This window comes from Streptomyces sp. NPDC002573, assembly GCF_042889625.1.
Classification (GTDB): Bacteria; Actinomycetota; Actinomycetes; order Streptomycetales; family Streptomycetaceae; genus Streptomyces; species Streptomyces gibsoniae.
In genome coordinates this window covers 88,791-110,854 of record NZ_JBIARC010000028.1, presented here as the reverse complement: position 1 = coordinate 110,854, position 22,064 = coordinate 88,791, and the positions used below count along the sequence as shown (strand labels likewise).

18 protein-coding genes are annotated in these 22,064 nt (G+C 70.7%); 10 read left to right on the top strand and 8 right to left on the bottom strand.

The genetic code is table 11. The features are described from left to right. Nucleotides 1-51: 51 nt before the first annotated feature. Nucleotides 52-1,728, bottom strand: a complete 1,677-nt coding sequence (locus ACFYX0_RS25505) for an MFS transporter (protein WP_388973361.1) — start codon at nt 1,726-1,728, stop codon at nt 52-54. Between the two features lie 181 nt (nt 1,729-1,909). Here ACFYX0_RS25505 and ACFYX0_RS25500 point away from each other — a divergent pair, with 181 nt between their 5' ends. Then, entirely contained in the window at nt 1,910-2,518 is a 609-nt protein-coding gene (locus ACFYX0_RS25500; protein ID WP_388973359.1) for a TetR/AcrR family transcriptional regulator, read from the top strand. 186 nt (nt 2,519-2,704) lie between these two features. On the opposite strand, the gene ACFYX0_RS25495 is transcribed toward ACFYX0_RS25500, so the two are convergent. Beyond that, nucleotides 2,705-4,084, bottom strand: coding sequence for a cation:dicarboxylate symporter family transporter (locus tag ACFYX0_RS25495; protein ID WP_311697292.1), 1,380 nt, complete (start codon nt 4,082-4,084; stop codon nt 2,705-2,707). A 351-nt stretch (nt 4,085-4,435) separates the two neighbouring features. Here ACFYX0_RS25495 and ACFYX0_RS25490 point away from each other — a divergent pair, with 351 nt between their 5' ends. The 3 genes from ACFYX0_RS25490 (at nt 4,436) to ACFYX0_RS25480 (ending at nt 7,937) form a co-directional block, all read left to right on the top strand. After that, complete coding sequence (locus tag ACFYX0_RS25490) at nt 4,436-6,118, top strand: ATP-binding protein (RefSeq protein WP_388973357.1); 1,683 nt, start codon at nt 4,436-4,438, stop codon at nt 6,116-6,118. After that, nucleotides 6,115-6,807, top strand: coding sequence for a response regulator (locus tag ACFYX0_RS25485; protein ID WP_355923515.1), 693 nt, complete (start codon nt 6,115-6,117; stop codon nt 6,805-6,807). Before ACFYX0_RS25490 ends, ACFYX0_RS25485 begins: the two co-directional genes overlap by 4 nt. Nucleotides 6,808-7,214: 407 nt before the next feature. Next, nucleotides 7,215-7,937 (top strand): helix-turn-helix domain-containing protein, encoded by a 723-nt coding sequence (locus ACFYX0_RS25480; RefSeq protein WP_388973355.1) that lies wholly within the window; start codon nt 7,215-7,217, stop codon nt 7,935-7,937. A gap of 42 nt (nt 7,938-7,979) precedes the next feature. On the opposite strand, the gene ACFYX0_RS25475 is transcribed toward ACFYX0_RS25480, so the two are convergent. After that, a complete protein-coding gene (locus tag ACFYX0_RS25475; protein ID WP_311697296.1) occupies nt 7,980-9,005 on the bottom strand; it encodes an ATP-dependent 6-phosphofructokinase in 1,026 nt (341 codons plus the stop codon). Nucleotides 9,006-9,254: 249 nt separating this feature from the next. On the opposite strand from ACFYX0_RS25475, the gene pta reads away from it, so the two are divergent. The 4 genes from pta to ACFYX0_RS25455 all read left to right on the top strand — a co-directional run bounded on the left by pta (nt 9,255) and on the right by ACFYX0_RS25455 (nt 14,402). Continuing rightward, the gene (pta, locus tag ACFYX0_RS25470) at nt 9,255-11,345 is read left to right on the top strand and encodes a phosphate acetyltransferase (RefSeq protein ID WP_388973353.1); all 2,091 of its coding nucleotides are present in this window, start codon (nt 9,255-9,257) and stop codon (nt 11,343-11,345) included. Beyond that, the gene (locus tag ACFYX0_RS25465) at nt 11,342-12,550 is read left to right on the top strand and encodes an acetate kinase (RefSeq protein ID WP_388973351.1); all 1,209 of its coding nucleotides are present in this window, start codon (nt 11,342-11,344) and stop codon (nt 12,548-12,550) included. Before pta ends, ACFYX0_RS25465 begins: the two co-directional genes overlap by 4 nt. 95 nt (nt 12,551-12,645) lie before the next feature. Beyond that, nucleotides 12,646-14,076 (top strand): pyruvate kinase, encoded by a 1,431-nt coding sequence (gene pyk, locus ACFYX0_RS25460; protein WP_388973349.1) that lies wholly within the window; start codon nt 12,646-12,648, stop codon nt 14,074-14,076. A gap of 62 nt (nt 14,077-14,138) precedes the next feature. Next, complete coding sequence (locus tag ACFYX0_RS25455; RefSeq protein ID WP_388973347.1) at nt 14,139-14,402, top strand: recombinase family protein; 264 nt, start codon at nt 14,139-14,141, stop codon at nt 14,400-14,402. A gap of 64 nt (nt 14,403-14,466) precedes the next feature. On the opposite strand, the gene ACFYX0_RS25450 is transcribed toward ACFYX0_RS25455, so the two are convergent. Beyond that, nucleotides 14,467-15,348: a GyrI-like domain-containing protein gene (locus ACFYX0_RS25450; protein ID WP_388973345.1), complete on the bottom strand. Its 882-nt coding sequence runs from the start codon at nt 15,346-15,348 to the stop codon at nt 14,467-14,469. A 232-nt stretch (nt 15,349-15,580) separates the two neighbouring features. Between ACFYX0_RS25450 and ACFYX0_RS25445 the strand changes: the two genes are divergently transcribed. Further along, nucleotides 15,581-16,696, top strand: a complete 1,116-nt coding sequence (locus ACFYX0_RS25445) for a serine hydrolase domain-containing protein (RefSeq protein WP_388973343.1) — start codon at nt 15,581-15,583, stop codon at nt 16,694-16,696. A 220-nt stretch (nt 16,697-16,916) separates the two neighbouring features. On the opposite strand, the gene ACFYX0_RS25440 is transcribed toward ACFYX0_RS25445, so the two are convergent. From ACFYX0_RS25440 to ACFYX0_RS25425, 4 genes are all read right to left on the bottom strand, one after another. Beyond that, nucleotides 16,917-18,224 carry a hypothetical protein gene (locus tag ACFYX0_RS25440; protein ID WP_388973341.1) on the bottom strand — a complete coding sequence of 436 codons (1,308 nt, stop codon included), beginning with the start codon at nt 18,222-18,224 and terminating at the stop codon, nt 16,917-16,919. Beyond that, nucleotides 18,214-18,753, bottom strand: coding sequence for a DUF6114 domain-containing protein (locus tag ACFYX0_RS25435; RefSeq protein ID WP_388973339.1), 540 nt, complete (start codon nt 18,751-18,753; stop codon nt 18,214-18,216). The genes ACFYX0_RS25440 and ACFYX0_RS25435 overlap by 11 nt, the downstream gene beginning before the upstream one ends. Before the next feature lie 126 nt (nt 18,754-18,879). Beyond that, a complete protein-coding gene (locus tag ACFYX0_RS25430) occupies nt 18,880-19,539 on the bottom strand; it encodes a DUF6230 family protein (protein WP_355915674.1) in 660 nt (219 codons plus the stop codon). 620 nt (nt 19,540-20,159) lie between these two features. Next, entirely contained in the window at nt 20,160-21,134 is a 975-nt protein-coding gene (locus tag ACFYX0_RS25425; protein WP_388973337.1) for a tetratricopeptide repeat protein, read from the bottom strand. A gap of 259 nt (nt 21,135-21,393) precedes the next feature. Here ACFYX0_RS25425 and ACFYX0_RS25420 point away from each other — a divergent pair, with 259 nt between their 5' ends. Beyond that, nucleotides 21,394-22,014 carry a TetR/AcrR family transcriptional regulator gene (locus ACFYX0_RS25420; RefSeq protein WP_388973335.1) on the top strand — a complete coding sequence of 207 codons (621 nt, stop codon included), beginning with the start codon at nt 21,394-21,396 and terminating at the stop codon, nt 22,012-22,014. Nucleotides 22,015-22,064 lie beyond the last annotated feature (50 nt).

Below are 22,064 nucleotides of genomic sequence, written 5' to 3'. Positions count from 1 at the left end.
CGCACTCGTAGTACGAGACGTAGACGCAGGGGCCTGGGGTTCCGCGGCGGATCAGCGGTTTCCGGCGGCCACGAGCTCGCGCTCCTCATTCTCCTCCCGGGCGGCGGCCGTGGTGCCCTTCCGCGGCAGCAGCACCCCGACCAGCACGGTCCCGACGGCGAGGATCACCGCGCCGACCAGGCTGGTGTGGGCGACCGCGTCCGCGAAGGAGGCGCCGACGGCGTCGGCCATCTGCCGGGCGCCGTGGGCGAGCTGGTCGGCCTGCGCCTTGAGCTGCCCGGCCTGCCGGGCGTTCTGGGCGTGCGCGGCCTGCTCGGCGAGCTGCCTGGCCTTGTCGCCGATGCCCTGCGCCACCGCGTAGCCGGCGCCGACGGAGTCCTGGGCGGTGGACAGGGCGCCCGGGGGCAGTCCGTGGCCGGCCGTGGCGTCCTCGAGGTGCGAGGAGTAGGAGTCGGCCAGGACCGAGCCGAGGATGGCGATCCCGAGCGAGCCGCCGAGTTCCAGGGAGGTGTCGTTCACCGCGCCGCCGACACCCAGCTCGGACTCCGGGAACGCGCCCATGATCGCGTCCGTGCAGGGCGAGAGCGCGAGGCCGATCGCGAGGCCCAGGATCACCAGGGGCAGCACGAGGTCGTCGTACGTCGAGGTGGAGTCGATCCGGGTGAGCAGTGCGAGGGCGGCCGTGCCGCCGACCATGCCCGCGGTCACCGTGATCCGCATACCGATTCGGGGGGTGAGGTAGCCGGTCAGCGCGGAGCCGACGAACACCGCGCCGGCGAGCGGCAGCATCCGCGCCCCGGTCTGGAGGGCGTCGTAGCCGAGAACGAACTGGAGGTGCTGGGTGAGGTAGTAGAAGGCGCCGAAGACGGACAGGAAGAACAGCGCGACGGCCAGGTTGGAGCCGGCGAAGCGGCGGTGCGCGAAGCGGCGCACGTCCAGTACCGGGCGCGGGTGGCGCAGCTCCCAGAGGACGAACAGGATGAGCCCGGCGCCCGCGACGACGGCCGCCGTGACCGCCTTGGCACCCCAGCCGAAGTGCGGCCCCTCGATGATCATGTAGACGAGGGAGCCGACCCATACGACGGACAGCGCGCCGCCGACGTAGTCGATGCGGTCGTGGTGCGCGGCCCGGGACGGCGGGACCAGGACGAGGGCGGCGACGAGCGCCACCGCGGCGATCGGCACGTTGATCAGGAACGTGGACGACCAGCCGTGGTGCTGCAGGAGGGCACCGGCGACCAGGGGACCCGCCGCGATGGCGAGGCCGGCGGTGGCGGTCCACAGGGTGATCGCCTTGGCCCGCTCGGCGCGCGGGAAGGTGGCGGCGAGGAGGGAGAGGGTGGCGGGCATGATCAGCGCGGCGCCGACGCCCATCACCGCACGGGCCGCGATGACCGTCACGGCGCTGTCGGCCAGATAGCCGGAGACGGCACCGCCGCCGAAGACGACGAGCCCGAGGACGAGCGCGCCGCGCCGGTTGTACTTGTCGCCGATCGCGCCGAGCAGCAGCATCAGGGCCGCGTAGGGGACGGTGTAGCCGTCGATGACCCACTGCAGGTCGGCGCTGGACAGGCCGAGGTCGCGGGTCATGTCGGGCGCGGCGACGGTGAGGGCGGTGTTCGCCATCACGATGATCAGCAGACTCAGGCAGAGCACCAGCAGTGCCCACCAGCGCCGGGCGTAGGGCCGGTCCATTCTCTCGACCGGTTCGTTCATGACGAGACGCATGGGTGCGGGCCTTCCTCTTTCTCCGTGGCCGAGGGCCTGTGCAGGCCGACGACTTGCACAGTGGCGTGCAGTTGCACAACCATGTGCAATGTACGGCGTTGCACAGCGCTGTGCAAATGGGGAGGCGAAGACTCTGTGGAGGCACAGGTAAGCGACCGAGCGGGCGTGCAGAATGGCTGACATGACCACGGGTAACCCGAGCCGGGCCGACGCCAACCGCCGCCGCATCCTCGAGGTCGCGCTCACCGAGCTGCTGCGCGACCCGGACGCGTCCATGGACCAGATCGCCCGGGCCGCCGGTGTCGTACGACGCACGGTCTACGGCCACTTCCCGAGCCGCGAGGCACTGATCAGCACGCTCGTCGACGGCGCCGTCGAGGCGGTCGCGGCTGCGCACGCGGCGGGGCGCGAGGGGGTGGCGGACCCGGCGGAGGCCGTGGCCCGCTCGATCCTGGCGGTGTGGGAGGTCGCCGACCGCTACCGGATCCTGGTCGCGCTGGCCCAGCGCAGCGTCACCGTGCAGGGCATCCGCGACCGTCTCGCGCCGGTCCGCGCGGCCTGTGCCGAGGTCCTGGCCCATGGCCTGGAGCAGGGCGTGTTCGTCTCACCGCTGCCGCCGAAGGCTCTGGCGTACGTCCATGAGCAGATGCTGTTCGCGCTGATGGAGGCGGTGAACGACGGTCTGCTCCCGGCCCGGGACGCGGGCCCCTCCGCCGCGCTCACCCTGCTGTGCGCGGTGGGCGTGCCCGCCTCCCGGGCCGCCGAACTGGTGGCGAAGCTCAGCGGGTGAAGCCCCCGGACGCCGGCGGGCAGCCGTCCAAGGGGCCCTGAGCAGCACCGAGCGGCCGGGCCCACAGGGAAGGGGCCCGGCCGCTCGGAGTCGGGGAGGTGCGGACCGGGCGGCCGGCGACGGGGGATCGGTCCGGCCGCCCGGGGCACAGGGAAACGGGATACGAGGATTACGGGGATACGAGGCTCAGGCCTTGGCCAGTTCCTTGTCGCCCCCCTGCTCGGGCAGCGGGGCCGCCGCGCCGTCCTCCTCGTCCACCAGGGTCTGCTCGTCGAAGGGGATCTCGCCCGCGAGCACCCGCCGCACCCGCTCCTTGTCGACCTCACCGGTCCAGGTGCCGATGAGCAGGGTGGCGACCGCGTTGCCCGCGAAGTTCGTCACGGCGCGGGCCTCGCTCATGAACCGGTCTATACCGATGATCAGGCCCACACCGTCCACCAGGGCGGGCTTGTGCGACTGCAGACCGCTGGCCAGGACGGCGATACCGGAACCGGAGACACCGGCCGCGCCCTTCGAGGCGACCATCATGAACAGCAGCAGACCGATCTGCGACCCGATGCTCATGGGCTGGTCCAGCGCGTCCGCGATGAACAGCGAGGCCATCGTCAGATAGATCATCGTGCCGTCGAGGTTGAAGGAGTAGCCGGTCGGCACGGTGATGCCGACGACCGGACGGCTGACGCCCAGGTGCTCCATCTTGGCGATGAGCCGCGGCAGCGCGGACTCCGAGGAGGAGGTGGACACGATCAGCAGGAACTCGCGGGCGAGGTACTTCAGCAGGTACCAGATGTTGACCTTGGCCACCACGCGCACCAGCGTGCCGAGCACGATCCCGACGAACAGCAGACAGGTGACGTAGAACCCGACCATGATCGTGGCCAGCGCCTTCAGCGCGTCCACGCCGGTCTCGCCGACCACGGCCGCCATGGCGCCGAAGGCACCGATCGGGGCTGCCCACATGATCATCGCGAGCACCCGGAAGACCAGCTTCTGAATGTGCTGGACCCCGCGCAGGACCGGCTCGCCGGAGCGTCCCATGGCCTGCAGCGCGAAGCCCACGAGCAGCGCGACGAGCAGCGTCTGGAGCACCTGCTCCTGGGTGAAGGCCGACACCATGGTGGTCGGGATGATGCCGAGCAGGAAGTCCACCGGCCCCTCGGCGGCGGCCTTGGCCTGCTGGTGCCCGACGCCCTTCACGGCCTCGGTCAGATGCATCCCGCTGCCGGGGTGGATGACATTGCCGACGACGAGACCGATGGCGAGCGCGACGAAGGACATCGCGACGAAGTAGCCGAGGGCGAGCCCGCCCACCTTGCCGACCTTGGCGGCCTTTCGGACGGAGCCGACACCTAGCACGATCGTGCAGAAGATGATCGGCGAGATCATCATCTTGATCAGGCTCACAAAGCCCGTGCCGAGCGGCTTCAGTTCCTTGGCGAAATCGGGCGCGGCGAAGCCCACGGCGATACCGAGGACCACCGCGGCGATCACCGCGAGGTAGAGATAGTGGGTGCGGTCCCGCCTGGCTGCGGGCGTGGCTGGTGCCGTTCCGGGTGTGCTGGCCACGGCTGCCCTCCTCGACGTCGTCGTCGGATCTTCCGGCGTGCGGCTCACGTCCGGGGGTACCGGGAGGCGTCCGCCCGGTGGCCGGAAGACATCCCCCCGGCGACCGGGAGGCGTCTTGCTCCCGGGGATGCGGTGACTATCTCCCGCCCTGTGAGGGCGGTCACCCTTCCGTTCATTTAGTTCACGCTTATACGGCGACGGTCGTGCGGAACGAGGGCGTCGGCGGCCCCCGGTACGGCGGACCGAGGCCCCGGTACGGGGGACCGCGAGGCCCCGTAGGACCGCCGGGGACGCCGAGAAGGCCGGCCGCGGCCCTGACGCCGGGCCGGGACCGCGAGGCAGACTGAACGCATGCGCGTGCCCAGACTCCCGAGACCCCGCAGCCTGGCCGGCCAGCTCTTCGCGATGCAGGCCGTGCTGATCGCGGTGCTCGTCGCCGGGTACGCCCTCTTCTCCTACGTCAGCGACCGCGGCCAGGCCCAGGACGCGGCCGGCCGGCAGGCGATGGCGGTGGCCCGCTCGGTCGCGGACGCCCCCTCGGTACGGACGGCGATCCACACCCCGTATCCGACGCAGACGCTCCAGCCGTACGCGTCCGAGGTGCAGCGCCACACCGGCGTCGACTTCGTCACGATCATGAACCCCCAGGGCATCCGCTGGACCCACCCCAACCCGGAGCTGATCGGCGAGCACTTCCTCGGCCACACCGCCCGCGCGCTGAAGGGCGAGTCGTTCACCGAGACCTACACCGGGACCCTGGGCCCGTCCGTGCGCGCGGTCACGCCCATTCGGGACGGCGGCCGGATCATCGGCCTGGTGAGCGCGGGCATCAAGGTCGACACCGTCTCGGCGCGGATCCGGGAACAGGTGACGACCCTGGTCTCGGTGGCGGGCGGGGCACTGGCCCTGGGCGCCGTCGGCACGTATGTGATCAACGCCCGGCTGCGCCGCTCCACCCACGGCTTGAACGCCACCGAGCTGAGCCGGATGCACGACTACCACCAGGCCGCGCTGCACGCCGTGCGCGAGGGTCTGCTGATGCTGGACGGCCGCTTCCGGGTGGCGCTGATCAACGACGGCGGGCGGGAGCTGCTCGGGGTGAGCGGCGAGGTGGTCGGCCGCTCGGTCGCCGAACTTGGGCTGCCCGCCCCGCTGACGGGTGCGCTGCTGTCCTCCGAGCCCCGCGTCGACGAGGTCCATCTGACGGCGACGCGGGTGCTGGTCGTCAACACCTCCCCGGTCTCCGGCGGCGAACGCCGGGGCACGGTGGTCACCCTGCGCGATGTGACCGAACTCCAGTCGCTCATGGGCGAGCTGGACTCGGAGCGCGGCTTCACCCTGGCGCTGCGCTCCCAGGCGCACGAGGCGGCCAACCGTCTGCACACGGTGGTCTCGCTGATCGAGCTGGGCCGCGCGGAGGAGGCCGTCGACTTCGCCACGGCCGAACTGGAGCTGGCGCAGGCCCTGACGGACCAGGTGGTCGCCGCGGTGAACGAGCCGGTGCTCGCGGCGCTGCTGCTCGGCAAGGCGGCGCAGGCCAACGAGCGGGGCGTGGAACTGGTGGTCTCGGAGGCGAGCCGCATCGACGACGGGCTGCTGCCGCCGTCCCTGCCGGCCCGGGACCTGGTCACGATCCTCGGCAACCTGATCGACAACGCGGTGGACGCGGCCCAGGGCTCGGAGGGCGGCCGGGTGACGGTGACCGCCTGCGCGGAGGGGGCGGAGCTGGTGCTGCGGGTGTCGGACACGGGCGCCGGGGTCGATCCCGCGCACGCGGAGGCGGTGTTCCGGCGTGGCTGGTCGACCAAACCGGCCCCCGCACCCGGCGGCCGGGGCCTCGGCCTAGCCCTGGTCCGTCAGACGGTGCGCCGCCACGAGGGCAACCTGACGGTGTCGGAGGCCGCGGGAGGCGGGGCCGAGTTCGAGGCGCGGATCCCGTTGCCTACCGTAGGGGCGGCTTCGGGGACGGACGCGGCGGCCGACGAGCTTCCCGGGGCCTTCGCCGAGCCCGCCCTGCCCGGAGGTGACCTGTGAGCGAGCCCATCCGTGTCCTCGTCGTGGAGGACGACCCGGTCGCCGCCGACGCCCATGTGATGTACGTGGGCCGGGTGCCGGGCTTCACGGCGGTGGGCACGGCGCACACGGGAGCGGAGGCACGGCGCCTGCTGGACCGGACCCCCGTGGACCTGCTGCTCCTGGATCTCCATCTGCCGGATGTGCACGGCCTGAAGCTGGCGCGCTCCCTGCGGGCGGCCGGCTACCACGCAGACGTGATAGCGGTGACGTCGGCGCGGGATCTGGCGGTGGTGCGGGAGGGGGTCTCGCTGGGGGTGGTCCAGTACGTGCTGAAGCCGTTCACCTTCGCGACGCTGCGGGACCGGCTGGTGCGGTACGCCGAGTTCCGGGGCGCGGCGGGCGAGGCGAGCGGCCAGGAGGAGGTGGACCGGGCCCTGGCCACGCTGCGGGCGCCGGGACCGGCGGCGCTGCCCAAGGGGCTGAGCGCACCGACCCTGGAGCGGGTGACCGGGGTGCTGCGCGAGCAGGAGGAGGGACTGACGGCCGCGGGGGTCGCCGAGGCTGTCGGCATCTCCCGGATCACCGCCCGCCGCTATCTGGAGCACCTGGTGGAGGCGGGCCGGGCGGGGCGCAGTCCGCTGTACGGGCAGGTCGGGCGACCGGAGTTGGTGTACAGATGGGCCCGGGAGACCGGGCGGACGCGCTGAATCCGGCCCACGGCGGCCGGGTCCCGGGTCTCGGCGGCACCGGGATCGACAGGTTCACGCCGCGCCAGCCGCTCCCGCGCACCCCTTCACCACCCCTGTCCCCCTGACGTATGGTCCTCCGGTGTCCACCCGCGCCGACGCTCCCCGGGCCGTCCCGTACGCCCCGTGATCAACGGCGGGAGCGGCCCTCACAAGCACGCATATGACCCGTCACCTTGCCCGACGCCCTCCGCGCCGCCCGCGGGAGCGCCGTCCCGGGCCGGGCCCCGCGGCCTCCGTGACCCGCTCGGCGGGGCCGACGGGCGGTGTCCGCCGTCAAACCCCCGGCGGCCGAAACCGTATGTTCCTACAATCCGTGAGTGTGGCCGAACAGACCGTAGTCACCGCAGTCCACGCGCCCCTACGTTGTGCGCGTGCACCGACCGCAGTCTCAGCAGCCCACCCCACCCACTCCGCCGTTCAACGCCCTTGCCGCCCGGAGACTGCGGGCGGCGCTCGGTATGCGGCCCGAGCACGTCGCCTACGGCATGCGCTCCTCTTACGGACTCCCCTATGTGACCGTCGACCTCGTGATCGCCTGGGAGCGCGGGATCAGCGCCCCGAGCACCTCAGAACTCACCGCGCTGGCGGGCATGTTGTGGTGCTCCACCGGTGAACTCATCGGCGCTCCACGCACGTTACGCGAGCACCGTGTGGCGCGCGGGTTGGCGCCGGAGGACATCGCGCACGCCGTGGGACTCGAACTCCTCGCCTACGTACGGATGGAGGAGGCGGGCGAGTGGCGCGGCAACGACCGGCAGTCCGCCGCTCTGACCGAGGTGCTGGGCCTGACCCTGCCCGACTTCATCACGGTGTCCGGGCGCGACGGCCGGCTCGCTGAACTGCTGCGCAGCGCGGTCACCGCCCGCTGGCAGGCGTACGTCCGCCCGCTCGGCAAACTGCTGCCCCTGGGCCGGCATCTCCTGGAGGACGTCCTGGAGGAGATGCACGCCGACTACCAGGGGCAGATGGTCGCCCCGCTCAACTGGGGCGCCACGGCGGCCGCGGCCGACTCGGGCGAGGCCGGCCGCGACTATCTCGACCACATCGTCGGGATCTTCTGGTCCACGGTCGAGAGGAGCTCCGTCTGAGCCCCCGGGCGACCAGAATGTACCTGCCGGCGCCTGCAACGCCTAGAACACCGACTCCGCCTCGTCCATCCGGTCCGTGGGCACCGTCTTCAGCTCGGTCACCGCCTCCGCCAGCGGCACCATCACCACGTTCGTGCCGCGCAGCGCCGTCATCATGCCGAACTCGCCGCGGTGCGCCGCCTCCACCGCGTGCCAGCCGAAGCGGGTCGCGAGCACCCGGTCGTAGGCGGTCGGCGTGCCGCCGCGCTGGACGTGGCCGAGGATGACCGGCTTGGCCTCCTTGCCGAGCCGTCGCTCCAGCTCGTAGGCCAGCGCCGTGCCGATGCCCTGGAAGCGCTCGTGGCCGTACTGGTCGATCTCACCCTTGCCGTAGTCCATGGTGCCCTCGGCGGGGTGCGCGCCCTCGGCGACGCAGATCACCGCGAACTTCTTGCCGCGGGCGAAGCGCTCCTCGACCATCTTGACCAGGTCGGCGGGGTCGAAGGGGCGCTCGGGCAGACAGATGCCGTGGGCACCGGCCGACATGCCCGACTCCAGCGCGATCCATCCGGCGTGGCGGCCCATGACCTCCACGACCATCACACGCTGGTGGGACTCAGCCGTGGTCTTCAGCCGGTCCATCGCCTCGGTGGCCACGGTGACCGCGGTGTCGAAGCCGAAGGTGCGGTCCGTGGACGAGATGTCGTTGTCGATCGTCTTGGGGACGCCGACCACCGGCAGACCCGCGTCCGAGAGCATGCGCGCCGCGGTGAGCGTGCCCTCGCCGCCGATCGGGATGAGGGCGTCGATCCCGAAGTCGCGGATCATGTCCGAGGCGTTCTCGCACGCCTCGCGCAACCGGTCGCGCTCCAGGCGGGAAGAGCCGAGAATGGTGCCGCCATGGGCCAGGATGCCGCTGACACCGTCGAGGTCGAGGGTGCGGTAGTGCCCCTCCAGCAGTCCTCGGTAGCCGTCCTCGAAGCCGATGACCTCGTCGCCGTACTGCGCCACGGCCCGGTGGACGACCGATCGGATCACTGCGTTCAGGCCTGGACAGTCGCCGCCCGCGGTGAGGATTCCGATGCGCATCGTGCTGTGTCTCCTGCTCGCTTTGGTACCGGTGAGCCAATCCGATTCTTTCACGCTCCACAGGCGGGTGCCGCGCCCGCCCCGAGAGGCTTCCGGCCCCTCGACCTGACGGGCGCCCTATCCAGCCCCAGGGGTATTGTCAAGAGGGTTCTGCTCACCCACGGGGTGGATTTTCGCGCGCCGTAGAACCCAACAAATATCCCCAGAAACGGTCAAGAACCCCACCGAGAGACGAAACGGAGAGCCCGCGTGACGCCCAGCGTGTACGTGACCGGGATCGACCGCGGCGACGGCCGCCAGGTTGTCGAGCTGGGAGTGATGGAACTCCTGAGCCGGCAGGTCGACCGGGTGGGCGTGTTCCGCCCGCTCGTCCACGACGGACCCGACCGCCTCTTCGAGCTGCTGCGGGCCCGCTACCGGCTGGCCCAGGAGCCGGCGACCGTCTACGGGATGAACTACCGGGAGGCGTCCGCGCTCCAGGCGGAGCAGGGGACGGACGAGCTGGTCTCGGCCCTGGTGGACCGCTTCCACGCCGTGGCCCGCGCGTACGACGTCGTCCTCGTCCTCGGCTCCGACTTCGCCGACACCCAGCTGCCGGACGAGCTGTCCCTCAACGCCCGGCTCGCCAACGAGTTCGGGGCGTCCGTGATCCCCGTGGTCGGCGGACGCGACCAGACCACCGAGTCCGTACGGGCCGAGGCGCGCAACGCCTACCGCGCGTACCACGGGCTGGGCTGCGACGTCCTCGCCATGGTCGTCAACCGGGTCGCCCGCGAGGACCGGGACGAGATAGCCGAGCGGCTGGACTCCCGCCTCCCCGTGCCCTGTTACGTCCTTCCCGACGACCCCGCCCTCTCCGCCCCGACGGTCGCCCAGATCGCCCACGCCCTCGACGCCAAGGTCCTCCTCGGCGACGATTCAGGGCTGGCCCGGGACGCGCTCGACTTCGTCTTCGGCGGCGCCATGCTGCCCAACCTCCTGGGCGCCCTGACCCCGGGCTGCCTGGTGGTGACCCCGGGCGACCGCGCCGACCTCGTCATCGGCTCGCTCGCCGCCCACAGCGCCGGCACCCCGCCGATCGCGGGCGTGCTGCTCACCCTGAACGAGGTGCCGCGCGAGGAGATCCTCACCCTCGCCGCCCGGCTCGCCCCGGGCACCCCGGTGCTCTCGGTGTCCGGCAACAGCTTCCCCACCGCCGCCCGGCTCTTCTCCCTGGAGGGAAAGCTGAACGCGGCCACCCCGCGCAAGGCGGAGCGGGCCATCGGCCTCTTCGAGCGCCACGTCGACACCGCCGGCCTCCTCACACGGGTGTCCGCGCCGAGCGGCGACCGGGTCACGCCGATGATGTTCGAGCACAAGCTGCTCGAACAGGCCCGCGCCGACAAGCGCAGGGTGGTGCTCCCGGAGGGCACCGAGGAGCGGGTGCTGCACGCAGCCGAGGTGCTGCTGCGCCGCGGTGTGTGCGACCTGACGCTGCTCGGGCCGGTCGAGCAGATCCGCAAGAAGGCCGCCGACCTGGGCATCGACCTCGGGGACTCGCAGCTGATCGACCCGGCTGACTCGCCGCTGCGCGACTCCTTCGCCGAGAAGTACGCCCGGCTGCGCGCCCACAAGGGCGTCACCGTCGAGCTGGCGTACGACGTGGTCGCCGACGTGAACTACTTCGGCACCCTCATGGTCCAGGAGGGCCTGGCCGACGGCATGGTCTCCGGATCCGTGCACTCCACCGCCGCCACCATCCGGCCCGCGTTCGAAATCATCAAGACCAAGCCGGACGCGAAGATCGTCAGCTCGGTGTTCTTCATGTGCCTCGCCGACAAGGTCCTCGTCTACGGCGACTGCGCGGTCAACCCCGACCCGAACGCCGAGCAGCTCGCCGACATCGCCATCCAGTCGGCCGCCACCGCCGAGCAGTTCGGTGTGGAGCCCCGGATCGCGATGCTGTCGTACTCCACCGGCACCTCCGGCTCGGGCGCCGACGTCGACAAGGTGCGCGAGGCCACCGAGCTGGTGCGGCTGCGACGCGGCGATCTGAAGACCGAGGGTCCCATCCAGTACGACGCCGCGGTCGAGCCGACCGTCGCGGCGACCAAACTGCCGGACTCGGAGGTCGCCGGGCAGGCGTCCGTGCTGATCTTCCCGGACCTCAACACCGGCAACAACACCTACAAGGCCGTGCAGCGCTCGGCGGGCGCGATCGCCGTCGGCCCGGTGCTGCAGGGCCTGCGCAAGCCCGTCAACGACCTGTCCCGCGGCGCCCTCGTCCAGGACATCGTCAACACGGTCGCCATCACGGCGATCCAGGCCCAGACTCCCCACGAGAAGGCAACCGCCCAGTGAGCCCCTCCCGCGTCCTCGTCCTCAACTCCGGCTCCTCGTCGGTGAAGTACCAGCTGCTGGACATGCGCGACAGCAGCCGGCTGGCCACGGGGCTCGTCGAGCGCATCGGTGAGCAGACGTCCCGGCTGAGGCACACGGCACTCACCACGGGCGAGACCCGGGAGCACAACGGGCCGATCGCCGACCACCAGGCCGCGCTGAAGTCCGTCGCCGAGGAGCTGGCCAGGGACGGGCTGGGCCTCGACTCGCCCGAGCTCGCCGCCGTCGGCCACCGGGTGGTGCACGGCGGGCTGTTCTTCACCGAGCCCACCGTCGTCGACGACGACGTGCTCGCCGAGATCGAGCGGCTGATCCCGGTCGCGCCGCTGCACAACCCGGCCAACCTCACCGGTGTCCGCACCGCCATGGCGCTGCGGCCGGACCTGCCGCAGGTCGCCGTGTTCGACACCGCGTTCCACGCGACGATGCCGGAGTCCGCGGCGCGCTACGCGATCGACACGAGGATCGCCGACCGGTACCGGGTGCGGCGCTACGGGTTCCACGGGACCTCGCACGCGTATGTGTCCCGGGCGACCGCGAAGCTGCTGGGCAGGGCTCCGGAGGACGTCAACGTCATCGTGCTGCACCTGGGCAACGGGGCCTCCGCCTCGGCGGTCCGGGGCGGACGGTGCGTGGACACCTCCATGGGGCTGACCCCGCTGGAGGGGCTCGTGATGGGCACACGCTCCGGCGACCTTGACCCCGCCGTCATCTTCCATTTGGCGCGGGTCGGCGGAATGTCCATGGACGAGATCGACACTCTCCTCAACAAAAGGAGCGGTCTGTTCGGCCTCTGCGGCGACAACGACATGCGGGAGATACAGCGCCGGATCGACGAGGGCGACGAGGAGGCACAGCTCGCCTTCGACATCTACATCCACCGGCTGAAGAAGTACATCGGTGCGTACTTCGCGGTACTCGGCCGGGTGGACGCGATCGCCTTCACGGCGGGCGTGGGCGAGAACGCGGCCGCGGTGCGCGCGGCGGCCGTGGCGGGCCTGGAGGGGCTGGGCCCGGCGGTGGACGACGGTCTGAACGCCGTACGCGGTGACGCGCCGCGGCTGATCTCGCCGGCGTCCGCGCGGGTGGCCGTCGCGGTGGTGCCGACGGACGAGGAACTGGAGATCGCCAGGCAGACGTATGCACTGGTCGGAAAGGACAAGTGAACAATTCGCGGGTCTCGCTTGAGCGCCGGTCCGCCCATTTGTATTTTCCGCCGGCCGGAATATTCCGCGCCGAAACAAACCGATAGGATCGCCCCATGCGCCGTTCGAAAATCGTCTGTACTCTCGGCCCTGCGGTCGACTCCCACGAGATGCTCGTTGCGCTGATCGAAGCCGGCATGAATGTCGCCCGCTTCAACTTCAGCCATGGCACCCACGCCGAACACCAGGGGCGCTACGACCGCGTCCGTACCGCGTCCGCCGAGACCGGCAAGGCCATCGGCGTCCTCGCCGACCTGCAGGGCCCGAAGATCCGTCTGGAGACCTTCGCGGAGGGTCCGGTCGAGTTGGTGCGCGGTGACGACTTCACCATCACCACCGAGGACGTGCCGGGCGACAAGTCGATCTGCGGCACCACGTACAAGGGTCTGCCGGGCGATGTCTCCAAGGGCGACCAGATCCTGATCAACGACGGCAACGTCGAGCTGAAGGTCCTGGACGTCGAGGGCCCCCGGGTCAAGACGATCGTCATCGAGGGCGGTGTCATCTCCGACCACAAGGGCATCAACCTGCCCGGCGCGGCGGTGAACGTCCCGGCGCTGTCCGAGAAGGACATCGAGGACCTGCGCTTCGCACTGCGCATGGGCTGCGACATGGTCGCGCTGTCCTTCGTGCGGGACGCCAACGACGTCAAGGACGTCCACCGCGTCATGGACGAGGAGGGGCGCCGCGTCCCGGTCATCGCCAAGGTGGAGAAGCCGCAGGCGGTGGCGAACATGGAGGACGTCGTGATGGCGTTCGACGGCGTGATGGTCGCCCGCGGCGACCTGGCCGTCGAGTACCCCCTCGAGAAGGTCCCCATGGTGCAGAAGCGGCTCATCGAGCTGTGCCGCCGCAACGCCAAGCCGGTGATCGTGGCGACCCAGATGATGGAGTCGATGATCACCAACTCCCGTCCGACCCGCGCCGAGGCCTCCGACGTCGCCAACGCCATCCTGGACGGCACCGACGCGGTCATGCTGTCGGCCGAGTCGAGCGTCGGCGCGTACCCGGTCGAGACGGTCAAGACGATGTCGAAGATCGTCCAGGCCGCCGAGGAGGAGCTGCTCTCCAAGGGCCTCCAGCCGCTGGTCCCGGGCAAGAAGCCGCGGACGCAGGGCGGTTCGGTGGCCCGCGCGGCGGCCGAGATCGCGGACTTCCTGGGCGGCAAGGGCCTGGTCGCCTTCACCCAGTCCGGTGACACCGCCCGCCGGCTGTCCCGCTACCGGGCCTGCCAGCCGATCCTGGCGTTCACCACGGACGAGTCCACCCGCAACCAGCTGACCCTGAGCTGGGGCGTGGAGTCGCACGTCGTGCCGTTCGTGAACAGCACCGACGAGATGGTCGAGCTGGTCGACCAGCACCTGGTGCGGCTCAAGCGGTTCAACGACGGCGACATCGTGGTCATCACCGCCGGCTCCCCGCCCGGCGTCCCGGGCACCACGAACATGGTCCGCGTCCACCACCTGGGCGAGGGCCGCCGCAACTGACGTCCTGACGACGGCTGTACGACGCTGAGGGCGCCCCCGGTGACTGAGGGCGCCCTTTCGTCGTGGGTTCGGCACCCGCGGACACCGACGACTCGCCGGCCCTGACGGAGGCGTTGCGGCGGCTCGCCCGGGCCCTCGTGCCGCGGCTGCTGCGGCGCGGCGACGCCCTGAAGATCACCCGGCTCGACCGGCTCTCCCGCTCGGTCCTCCACCTGGTCCCCCTCGGCGCCGAGCTCCGGGAGCGCGGCATCGGCCTGCACGTGATCGAGCAGGGCATCGACAGCGCCACCGTCGAGGATCAGGCCGTGCTCGCCCAGCAGTTGTAGGACACCAGGGAAAAGACCGTCCAGCAGATCGCCGACCTGTTCGGTGTGCCGCAGTCGACGGTGTTCACGCCCCGGCGCTCCCGCCGGCCCGCTCGACAGGGATCCACAGCTGGGAGTCGGTCTCCGCGCCGATCTCCACCGGCCGCGTCCGCAGGAGCTCGGGACCCGTCCGGCTCGTATACGGGTTCGAAGGGAACCACTGCGTGAACACGTCCCGCCACAGCTCCTGGAGCGCGCTCGGATACGGCCCGTGGTTGTCGAAGACCGCCCAGGTCCCGGCCGGCACATCGAGGGCGTCGAGCCCCTCGGCCGCCGCCCCGGGACCGGTCACCGCCCCGACCCAGTAGTCCGCCTCGGCGCCCTCCTCCCGGCTGTCGGTCAGGTACACCACCGCCGACAGGATCCCCTCCGGCTCCCGGCCGGCCAGCGCCTTCATCCGTACGACCGCCTGGTCGTCCAGGCTTTCCACGTGCGCCGCGGCGGCCGCGTTGACCCCCTCGTTCACGAGCGGGACCCGCGCCTTCCTGCCGACGACCCGAAACGACTCCTTCTCCACGATCCGGTACCGCATGGTCGTACTGCCTTCGACGACGACACGGAAGGACATGCGCGGCTGCGCCGTGAGCACCGCACCCGTACGCCGGGCCTCGCCCGGCCCGACGCCGTGGACCGACCGGAACGCCCGGGCGAACGCCTCGCCCGAGCCGTACCCGTACCGCACCGCGACATCGAGCAGCGTCAGCTCCCCGGCCAGCACCTCGGCCCCGGCGAGCGTCATCCGCCGGCGCCGCACATAGACCGGGAGCGGCATCCCGGCGAGCGCGACGAACAGCCGCCGGAAGTGGTACTCAGACACCGCGGCGATCCGGGCCACCTCGGCCATGTCGACCTCCCGGTCGAGGCAGGTCTCCAGATGGTCCAGCGCCTGATTCAGCCGCTCCAGCACGCGTATCCGTCCTTCCTTCCTGTGCCTCCACCGTGGGAGCGCCCACCCTGCCGACCAGCCGCAGCCGCGGGAGCCGCAGCGGCCGGCGGAGGGGCTGAGAGCAGGAGCGGTCGACCCCGGGGCCGACGGGCCGCATTGCCGGAGTAGAGAGGATTGGATCGCGCCCCGCCCGACAAAACCGGTACGGGAACTGTCGGGCAGGAAGCCCTGGCGTCACCTGAGGCTTACGCCCATGACTGATGTTAGGGGATTTTGCGAGCCGCGGTTCGACGTAGTCCGTGCGGCCCTTGCAGCTTTGCTCGGCAAGGACGACGTGGGTGCCTCGGCGGCCGTCTACGTCGACGGCAGGCCAGTGGTCGACATCTGGGGCGGATACGCCGATGCGGACCGCTCCGTCAGCTGGGAGCGCGACACCCTCACCGCCGTGAACTCGACGACCAAGAATATGACCGCCCTGTGCGCGCTGATTCTGGCCGACCGGGGCGAGCTCGACCTGTCTGCGCCGGTCGCCGCCTACTGGCCCGAGTTCGCCGCGGCCGGCAAGAAGAACGTGCTGGTACGGCACGTGCTGTCGCACACCGCGGGGCTGCCGGACCTGTCCGGGCTCACGGCGGTCGAGGAGCTCTACGACTGGGAGAGCGTGACGGCAGGGCTGGCCGCGCAGGCGCCCGAATGGGAGCCAGGAACGGCCGCCGGCTATCACGCGCTCACCTTCGGCTTCCTGGTGGGTGAGATCGTCCGCCGTATCACCGGCCGCAGTCTTGGCGAGTTCTTCGCCGAAGAGGTGGCCGAACCGCTGGGCGCGGACTTCCACATCGGGCTCTCCAGCGAGCATGACCACCGCGTCGCAGCGCTCGTCCCGCCGCCGTCACTGACCGACGAGTACGCCGCCCGCGCACCGTCAGGACCGGATGGCACACGCCGGGAGAACACCGGTGCCGCGATCCGGGTCAGGGACGCCAACTCCATGGCCTGGCGCCGTGCGCAGCTTCCTGCGGTGAACGGTTTCGGCAACGCTCGCTCTGTCGCCCTTGTCCAGTCGGTGCTGGCGAACCAGGGTTCGGCCGGCAGCGTGCGGCTGCTGTCCCCCCAGGGTTGCGAGCCCGCGTGGCAGGAAGTGTTCCGCGGCGACGACCGCGTGCTGGGGACGCCGATGTCCTGGACGGTGGGCTTCGGTAAGTTCGGCAACACTTTCGGCTGGGGCGGCTGGGGCGGCTCGCTGGTCGTGAGCGATCCCGGTGCACGCATGACGGTGGCCTATGTCATGAACCAGATGATCGACCGGGACCGGCAGGAGGACAACCGCGGCATGGAGATCGTGATGGCCGCCTACAGTGGCCTGCACTGACCGCTTGAGCGGGTCGATGGCGTCCATCACCGGCCGGTGGGCGGTGATGTCGCACTTCAGCTCCAGGGCGTTCGGCAGCGGCGAGAATTTCGCCGCCAGTGGTCGGAGTACGACGAGCGCAGCACCGAGAAACAGCCGCCTCACATGCGTCAGGGCCCCGCCGGTGTCCTGCCGGCGGGGCCCTGACTCCTGCGGCTCCCGGAAAGGTCTTGAGAGGTGCTCAACTCGCCCCGGTGACGTACTGGTGCATACCGGGGATGGTGAGCGACCCGCCGAACTGGCCGGCCTGGGTCACCTTCACGTTGGTGAAGTAGATCAGCGGGATGTTCAGCGGCGGCGGGTTGTCCGGGCTGAACGTGATCGGGATCAGGCCGAGCAGATTGCCGGAGATGCTCTCGGTGTACATCACCGTCTTGCCGTCGCGGATGGTGGACGTGGAGCCCTTGGCCGCCTGGACGTGGTACGTCTCGCCGTTCTGACCGTCGACGAGCTGGTGCAGGTCGCCGATGTCGGTGCCGTTGGAGATCACGTACTTCAGGACCTTCTTGACGGTCCCGTTGGCGGTGCGCACCTTGACGATGCCCTGGTAGTCGGCGCCCTTCAGCAGCAGGGAGCTGGCCTCCAGGTGCCAGGGCTTGTCGGGCAGCGCGAGGGTCTTCTCGACGCCGCCCTCGTCGTCGGTGGCCGCGACACAGTCCGCGGGCGTGGAACTCGCGGACGGACTGGGGGTCGCCGACTCCGCCGCCTTCACGGTGTCGTCCGCCGCCTTCGTCGCCGTGTCCGTGGTGTCCTTCACGGTGTCCTTGACCGTGTCGGTGACCTTCTTGACCGTCTTGGTGACGGACGAGGAGGACGACGACGAGGACGTGCCGCTGTCCTTCGTGGCGGCCTTGGTGTCCTGGGTCGCGGACGGCGACGGCGTGGCACTCGCACCCGTGTCGCTCGACGAAGTGCCGCCGGGCGTCAGGATGTTCTTGAGCGCGTTGCCGAGGTCGTCCAGCACCCCGCCCTGGGTCGCGGAAGCCGATGCACTGGGCGTGGCACCGCCGCCCGACGACGTACCGGATCCGCTCGCGGAGGACGCGGACGGCGCGGGCGTCGCCTTGTCGTCGGAACCTGAATCCGACGAAGAAGGCTTGTCCGACTTCGTGTCCGGCGTCTTGTCCGAGGAGGCCGAGGGCGTCGGCTCCGCCGTGTCGGCGGACTTCGACGCGCTAGCCGACGCGGACGGCGACGGGGTGGCCGACGCGTCCTTGGAGTCCTTGGACTTGTCCAGGACCTCGACGCACTTCTGGTACTCGTCGGCCGTCATGGTCCTGGAGGACGGGTGGTCGTCGGCGCGGGCGAGCGTCGGCGTCAACCCCATTCCCATGAGGACCGCCGTCGGCATCGCCGCCAGGGCTATCGCCTTGCCGGCCGGCACGTGGAACCTGGTGAACAGCGGCTTCCTCGGGGCCGCGTGGCGCGGCCCGGATCTCGCACGGGACGCGTCCACGTCCGTCCCGTGGGTCACCTCGTCAGCCGGCACTGTGCCTCCCGTTCGTCCCGTTGACCGGGGTCGTCTTGGTCAGGTCCTGCGGCTCGTTCACCCCATCCGGAGCGACCTCGGGGGCACCGCCGTCGCCCGCCGGCCCTGCCTGGGCCGGCTGCTGCTCGGGCGGGACGCCCGGCGCCCAGGACACGGCCATGGCTCCACCGACCAGGGCGAGCAGGAAGCCCACGACAAAGCCGCCGAAGTTGGACACCGGGAGGGCCACCAGCGCCAGCAGGATCGCCGCGACGCCCGCGAACGTGCGGATGTGCTGCTGGAACCACAGGCTGATGCCGAGGACTATCAGCAGCACGCCGATGATGAGGGAGCCGGCGCCGCCCGTGGTGGCCATGGCCAGTGACAGGTGACCGAGCTGCAGGTGCGCGTACGGGAAGTAGAGGATCGGGAGGCCACCGAGCAGGACGAACAGCCCGGCCCAGAACGGCCTCGTGCCCCGCCAGGCGCGGAACTGCAGCCTCCGGTGGCTGAACTGACCGGGTTCGGCAGCAGAAATCTCGGCGCTCATGGAAAACAGCTCCCTGGTGCAGCGTTGCTGTAGGTGGTCGTGCGAAGGTGTGGGGGGGATGTGAAGGAGCGGTTGAAGGTGGAACGGGCGGGGGCGCCGTCGGCTCCCCCGCCCGTCACCGAGTGCTCAGTGCTTGAGCTGGCACTCGTTGTTTCCCTTGGACAGGCTCATGTTGAGCCCACTCAGCGTGAAGGTTCCCGCGGTCGTCGCCCAGGCGTGCTGCTCCACGCCGCTCAGCACCGCGTGCTTGGCCTGCTGGGCGAATCCGTACGGGTTCGACTGCTCGTTGCCGCCCTTCATGCCCGGGCCCTTGCCACCCTTGTCGGCACCGGTGTCGCCGGCCGCCACACCGATGTCGATGTCGTCGAACTTGGCGTCAGCCTTGAGGTCGTTGACATCGATGTAGATGTTGTGAGCCGAGACCTTGGGGTGACCCGCCCCACCGGCCGTCAGCGTCAGCGTGACGTCGCCGAGCAGCGGGATCGGGGTGACCACGGACTGGCACAGGTCCGTGATCTCGGCGTCCTTGAACGCCGAGACGGCGACGGGGTGAGCCGTCTTGCCGCCGTCGAGCGTGTAACCGCTGTCAACCGCCCCGTACTGCTCGAAGCCCCAACCCTCGAGCTGGGTGGCGGTCACCTTGAACTGCTGGCCCGACACGCTGAACGAAGCGGCCAGAGCGCCCTGTGCCAGGGCCACGCCTATCGCTGCCGTCGCGGCGACGCTGGGCACCATGACCACAGCGAACCGCTTCCATCTGGTCCCGCCACGCACCTGGGACTCCATATTTCCTCCTTCTCGGACGTACATCTCCTGGCCCGAGCTCGCTACCGTGCGGCGGCTCAGCCGGGCAGGGATGGGAGAAGTGCTACGTCCTCGGGAAGGAGAGCGCCCGCGCTCGGTGGCGCGAACCGCGCCCGAATCACCGGCGATCACCCCCGAGCGACAACCACTGGTCGCGCCTGACACGCATCACGCACAACCTGCCGGACAGGCTCCGCCGAGGCGGAGACCCCCCTGTCCAGGAGCCGGCGCCACTGCCGTCGGCTCCTGCCCGGTGGGGACCCACGAAAACCCGTTGCCCCGGCTGGGTGTCGGGTACGGCGATGGACCGAGCGTGGCCGATCGTGGTGCATTCTCGCCGCCCCCGCAAGGGGGTTCGTTACTCACTAGTAACGGCCGGATAACCGAACAACGACCCCGCGGTCTCACTCAGCAACTCTTAGTTGCCTCATAGGAGATGACTAAACGGTTGAAGTAGGGACAGACCCCGACAGAATCCGGTGGTCGACTTACTCCAAGTAACAGCGGCCGCGATTACCAAGATTTGGTAAAGCGCGGCCGCGATGTACCTCTGCCGTCAAACTTTCACCCGGGCATCACACGCCCTGGCGTTTAGCGACTGGTCAGAACAGAGCCCTCGCAAGGGCCCGCCGAGCCGACGTCACACGCGGGTCCTCGGCACCGACCACCTCGAAGAGTTCCAGCAGCCGCAGCCGCACGGCCTCCCGGTCCTCCCCCGCCGTACGCCGCACGGTCTCGACGAGCCGCCCGAGCGCGTCCTCCACATGACCGCCCACCAGATCCAGGTCCGCCGCCGCGATCTGCGCCGGTGCGTCACCGGGCTTCTCCGCGGCCTCCTTGCGCACCCGCTGCGGGTCCAGGCCACTCACCCGCTGCAGCAACTCGGCCTGGACGAGGCCCAGTTTCGCCTCCGTGTTGCCCGGGTCGTCGCTCAGCACGTTCCTGTACGCCTGGATCGCACCGCCCAGGTCGCCCGCGTCCAGGGCCTGCACCGCCGCTTCGAGCAGCGCGTCGTGGGGGCCCGCCGGAATCTCGGCGGCCACCGGCGCCCCGCCCGGCTCGGCGTCGGGGTCGACGGTCAGACCGGTCAGCCCGAAGCGCTGCTCGGCGACCTGGACGAGCTGGTCGAGGGTCTCGCGGATCTGCTGCTCGGGGGCGGCTCCCTGGAAGAGGGGGAGCGCCTGGCCGGCGACGACGGCGAAGACGGCGGGGATCCCCTGGATGCCGAACTGCTGCATCAGCATCTGGTTGGCGTCGACGTCGATCTTGGCGAGCACGAAGCGGCCGTTGTACTCGAGGGCCAGCCGCTCCAGGATCGGGCTCAGCTGCTTGCAGGGCTGGCACCACTCGGCCCAGAAGTCGATGACGACCGGCACCTCGGTGGAGCGCTGGAGGACGTCGGTCTCGAACCCCGCCTCGTCGACGTCGACGACGAGGTCGGCAGGGGAGACCGCGCCGCCTCCACCCTGCCGGGCCGCTTCGGCGCGCGCCTGCTCCGCCTTCGCCTTGGCCTCCTGGGCGGCCTTCACCGCGGCGAGGTCGACGACTCCGCTCATGGACATGTTCCGTGGCTGCATGAGTACATCCTCCCCCCTCCGAATCGCCGCTGTGAAAAGCGTCGTGAAAGCCGTGCCCGCCGGTCGTGATCCGCGCCGGGTCCCCACCCGGCGCCCGTGGTCGTCGCCGCTCCGCGCGCCGCTTGGACGCGCTTTCGCTACGAGTCGTAGCGTAACTGCCCCGAGGGGTCGCCGTGGCCCGTACACAGGTGATCTCCCTCACCACTTCACACAACGCGCGTATATGGCCGAAAGCACAGCGCCGGATAGGGTCACCGACATGCAGCGCAGCACTCCCGCCACCCGCACGGGGCGCCCCCGGAGCGCCGCCGCGGACGCCGCGATCCTGGAGGCGACGCGGGAGGCGCTGGTCGAGCTGGGCTGGTCGAAGCTCACGCTGGGGGACGTGGCGACCCGCGCGGGGGTCGCGAAGACCACTCTCTACCGCCGCTGGGCGGGCAAGAACGAGCTGGTGGTGGACGCGGTCGCGGAATTGTTCGACGAGTTGGAACTGCCCGACCGGGGGAGCCTCGCCGCGGACATCGAGGGTGTGGTGCTGCAGTTCGCGGCGATCCTGGACCGTCCCGAGGCGAGGAGCGGTCTGATGGCGGTCGTGGCGGAGTCGACGCGCGACGAGGCGCTGCGCGAGCGCATCCGCACCTCCATCGTCGACCGCCAGAAGCGTCTGGTCGTCCAGGGCCGGGCCCGCGCGGCGTGCCGCGGCGAGCTGCCGACCGAGACGGACCCCGAGGCCGCCGCGCGCGGGGCGGACCTGATCTTCGACATGGTCGCGGGCGCGGTGGTCCATCGCACCCTGGTCAGCGCCGAGCCGGTCGACGAGGAGTGGGTGCGGCGCTTCGCCGCGGTGCTGCTCGGCGGGCTCGCGGCGACCGGCATCTGACCCCGTGGACACGTCCGCAGCCCTTCGCGCACTCCGGCGCGGCCCCATCG

What these genes read in the sequence shown, in the direction of transcription:
- ACFYX0_RS25505 (WP_388973361.1), bottom strand. Translation starts at nt 1,728, where the DNA reads ATGCGTCTCGTCATGAACGAACCGGTCGAGAGAATGGACCGGCCCTAC.
- ACFYX0_RS25500 (WP_388973359.1), top strand. Translation starts at nt 1,910, where the DNA reads ATGACCACGGGTAACCCGAGCCGGGCCGACGCCAACCGCCGCCGCATC.
- ACFYX0_RS25490 (WP_388973357.1), top strand. Translation starts at nt 4,436, where the DNA reads ATGCGCGTGCCCAGACTCCCGAGACCCCGCAGCCTGGCCGGCCAGCTC.
- ACFYX0_RS25475 (WP_311697296.1), bottom strand. Translation starts at nt 9,005, where the DNA reads ATGCGCATCGGAATCCTCACCGCGGGCGGCGACTGTCCAGGCCTGAAC.
- pyk (WP_388973349.1), top strand. Translation starts at nt 12,646, where the DNA reads ATGCGCCGTTCGAAAATCGTCTGTACTCTCGGCCCTGCGGTCGACTCC.
- ACFYX0_RS25445 (WP_388973343.1), top strand. Translation starts at nt 15,581, where the DNA reads ATGACTGATGTTAGGGGATTTTGCGAGCCGCGGTTCGACGTAGTCCGT.
- ACFYX0_RS25435 (WP_388973339.1), bottom strand. Translation starts at nt 18,753, where the DNA reads ATGAGCGCCGAGATTTCTGCTGCCGAACCCGGTCAGTTCAGCCACCGG.
- ACFYX0_RS25430 (WP_355915674.1), bottom strand. Translation starts at nt 19,539, where the DNA reads ATGGAGTCCCAGGTGCGTGGCGGGACCAGATGGAAGCGGTTCGCTGTG.
- ACFYX0_RS25425 (WP_388973337.1), bottom strand. Translation starts at nt 21,134, where the DNA reads ATGCAGCCACGGAACATGTCCATGAGCGGAGTCGTCGACCTCGCCGCG.
- ACFYX0_RS25420 (WP_388973335.1), top strand. Translation starts at nt 21,394, where the DNA reads ATGCAGCGCAGCACTCCCGCCACCCGCACGGGGCGCCCCCGGAGCGCC.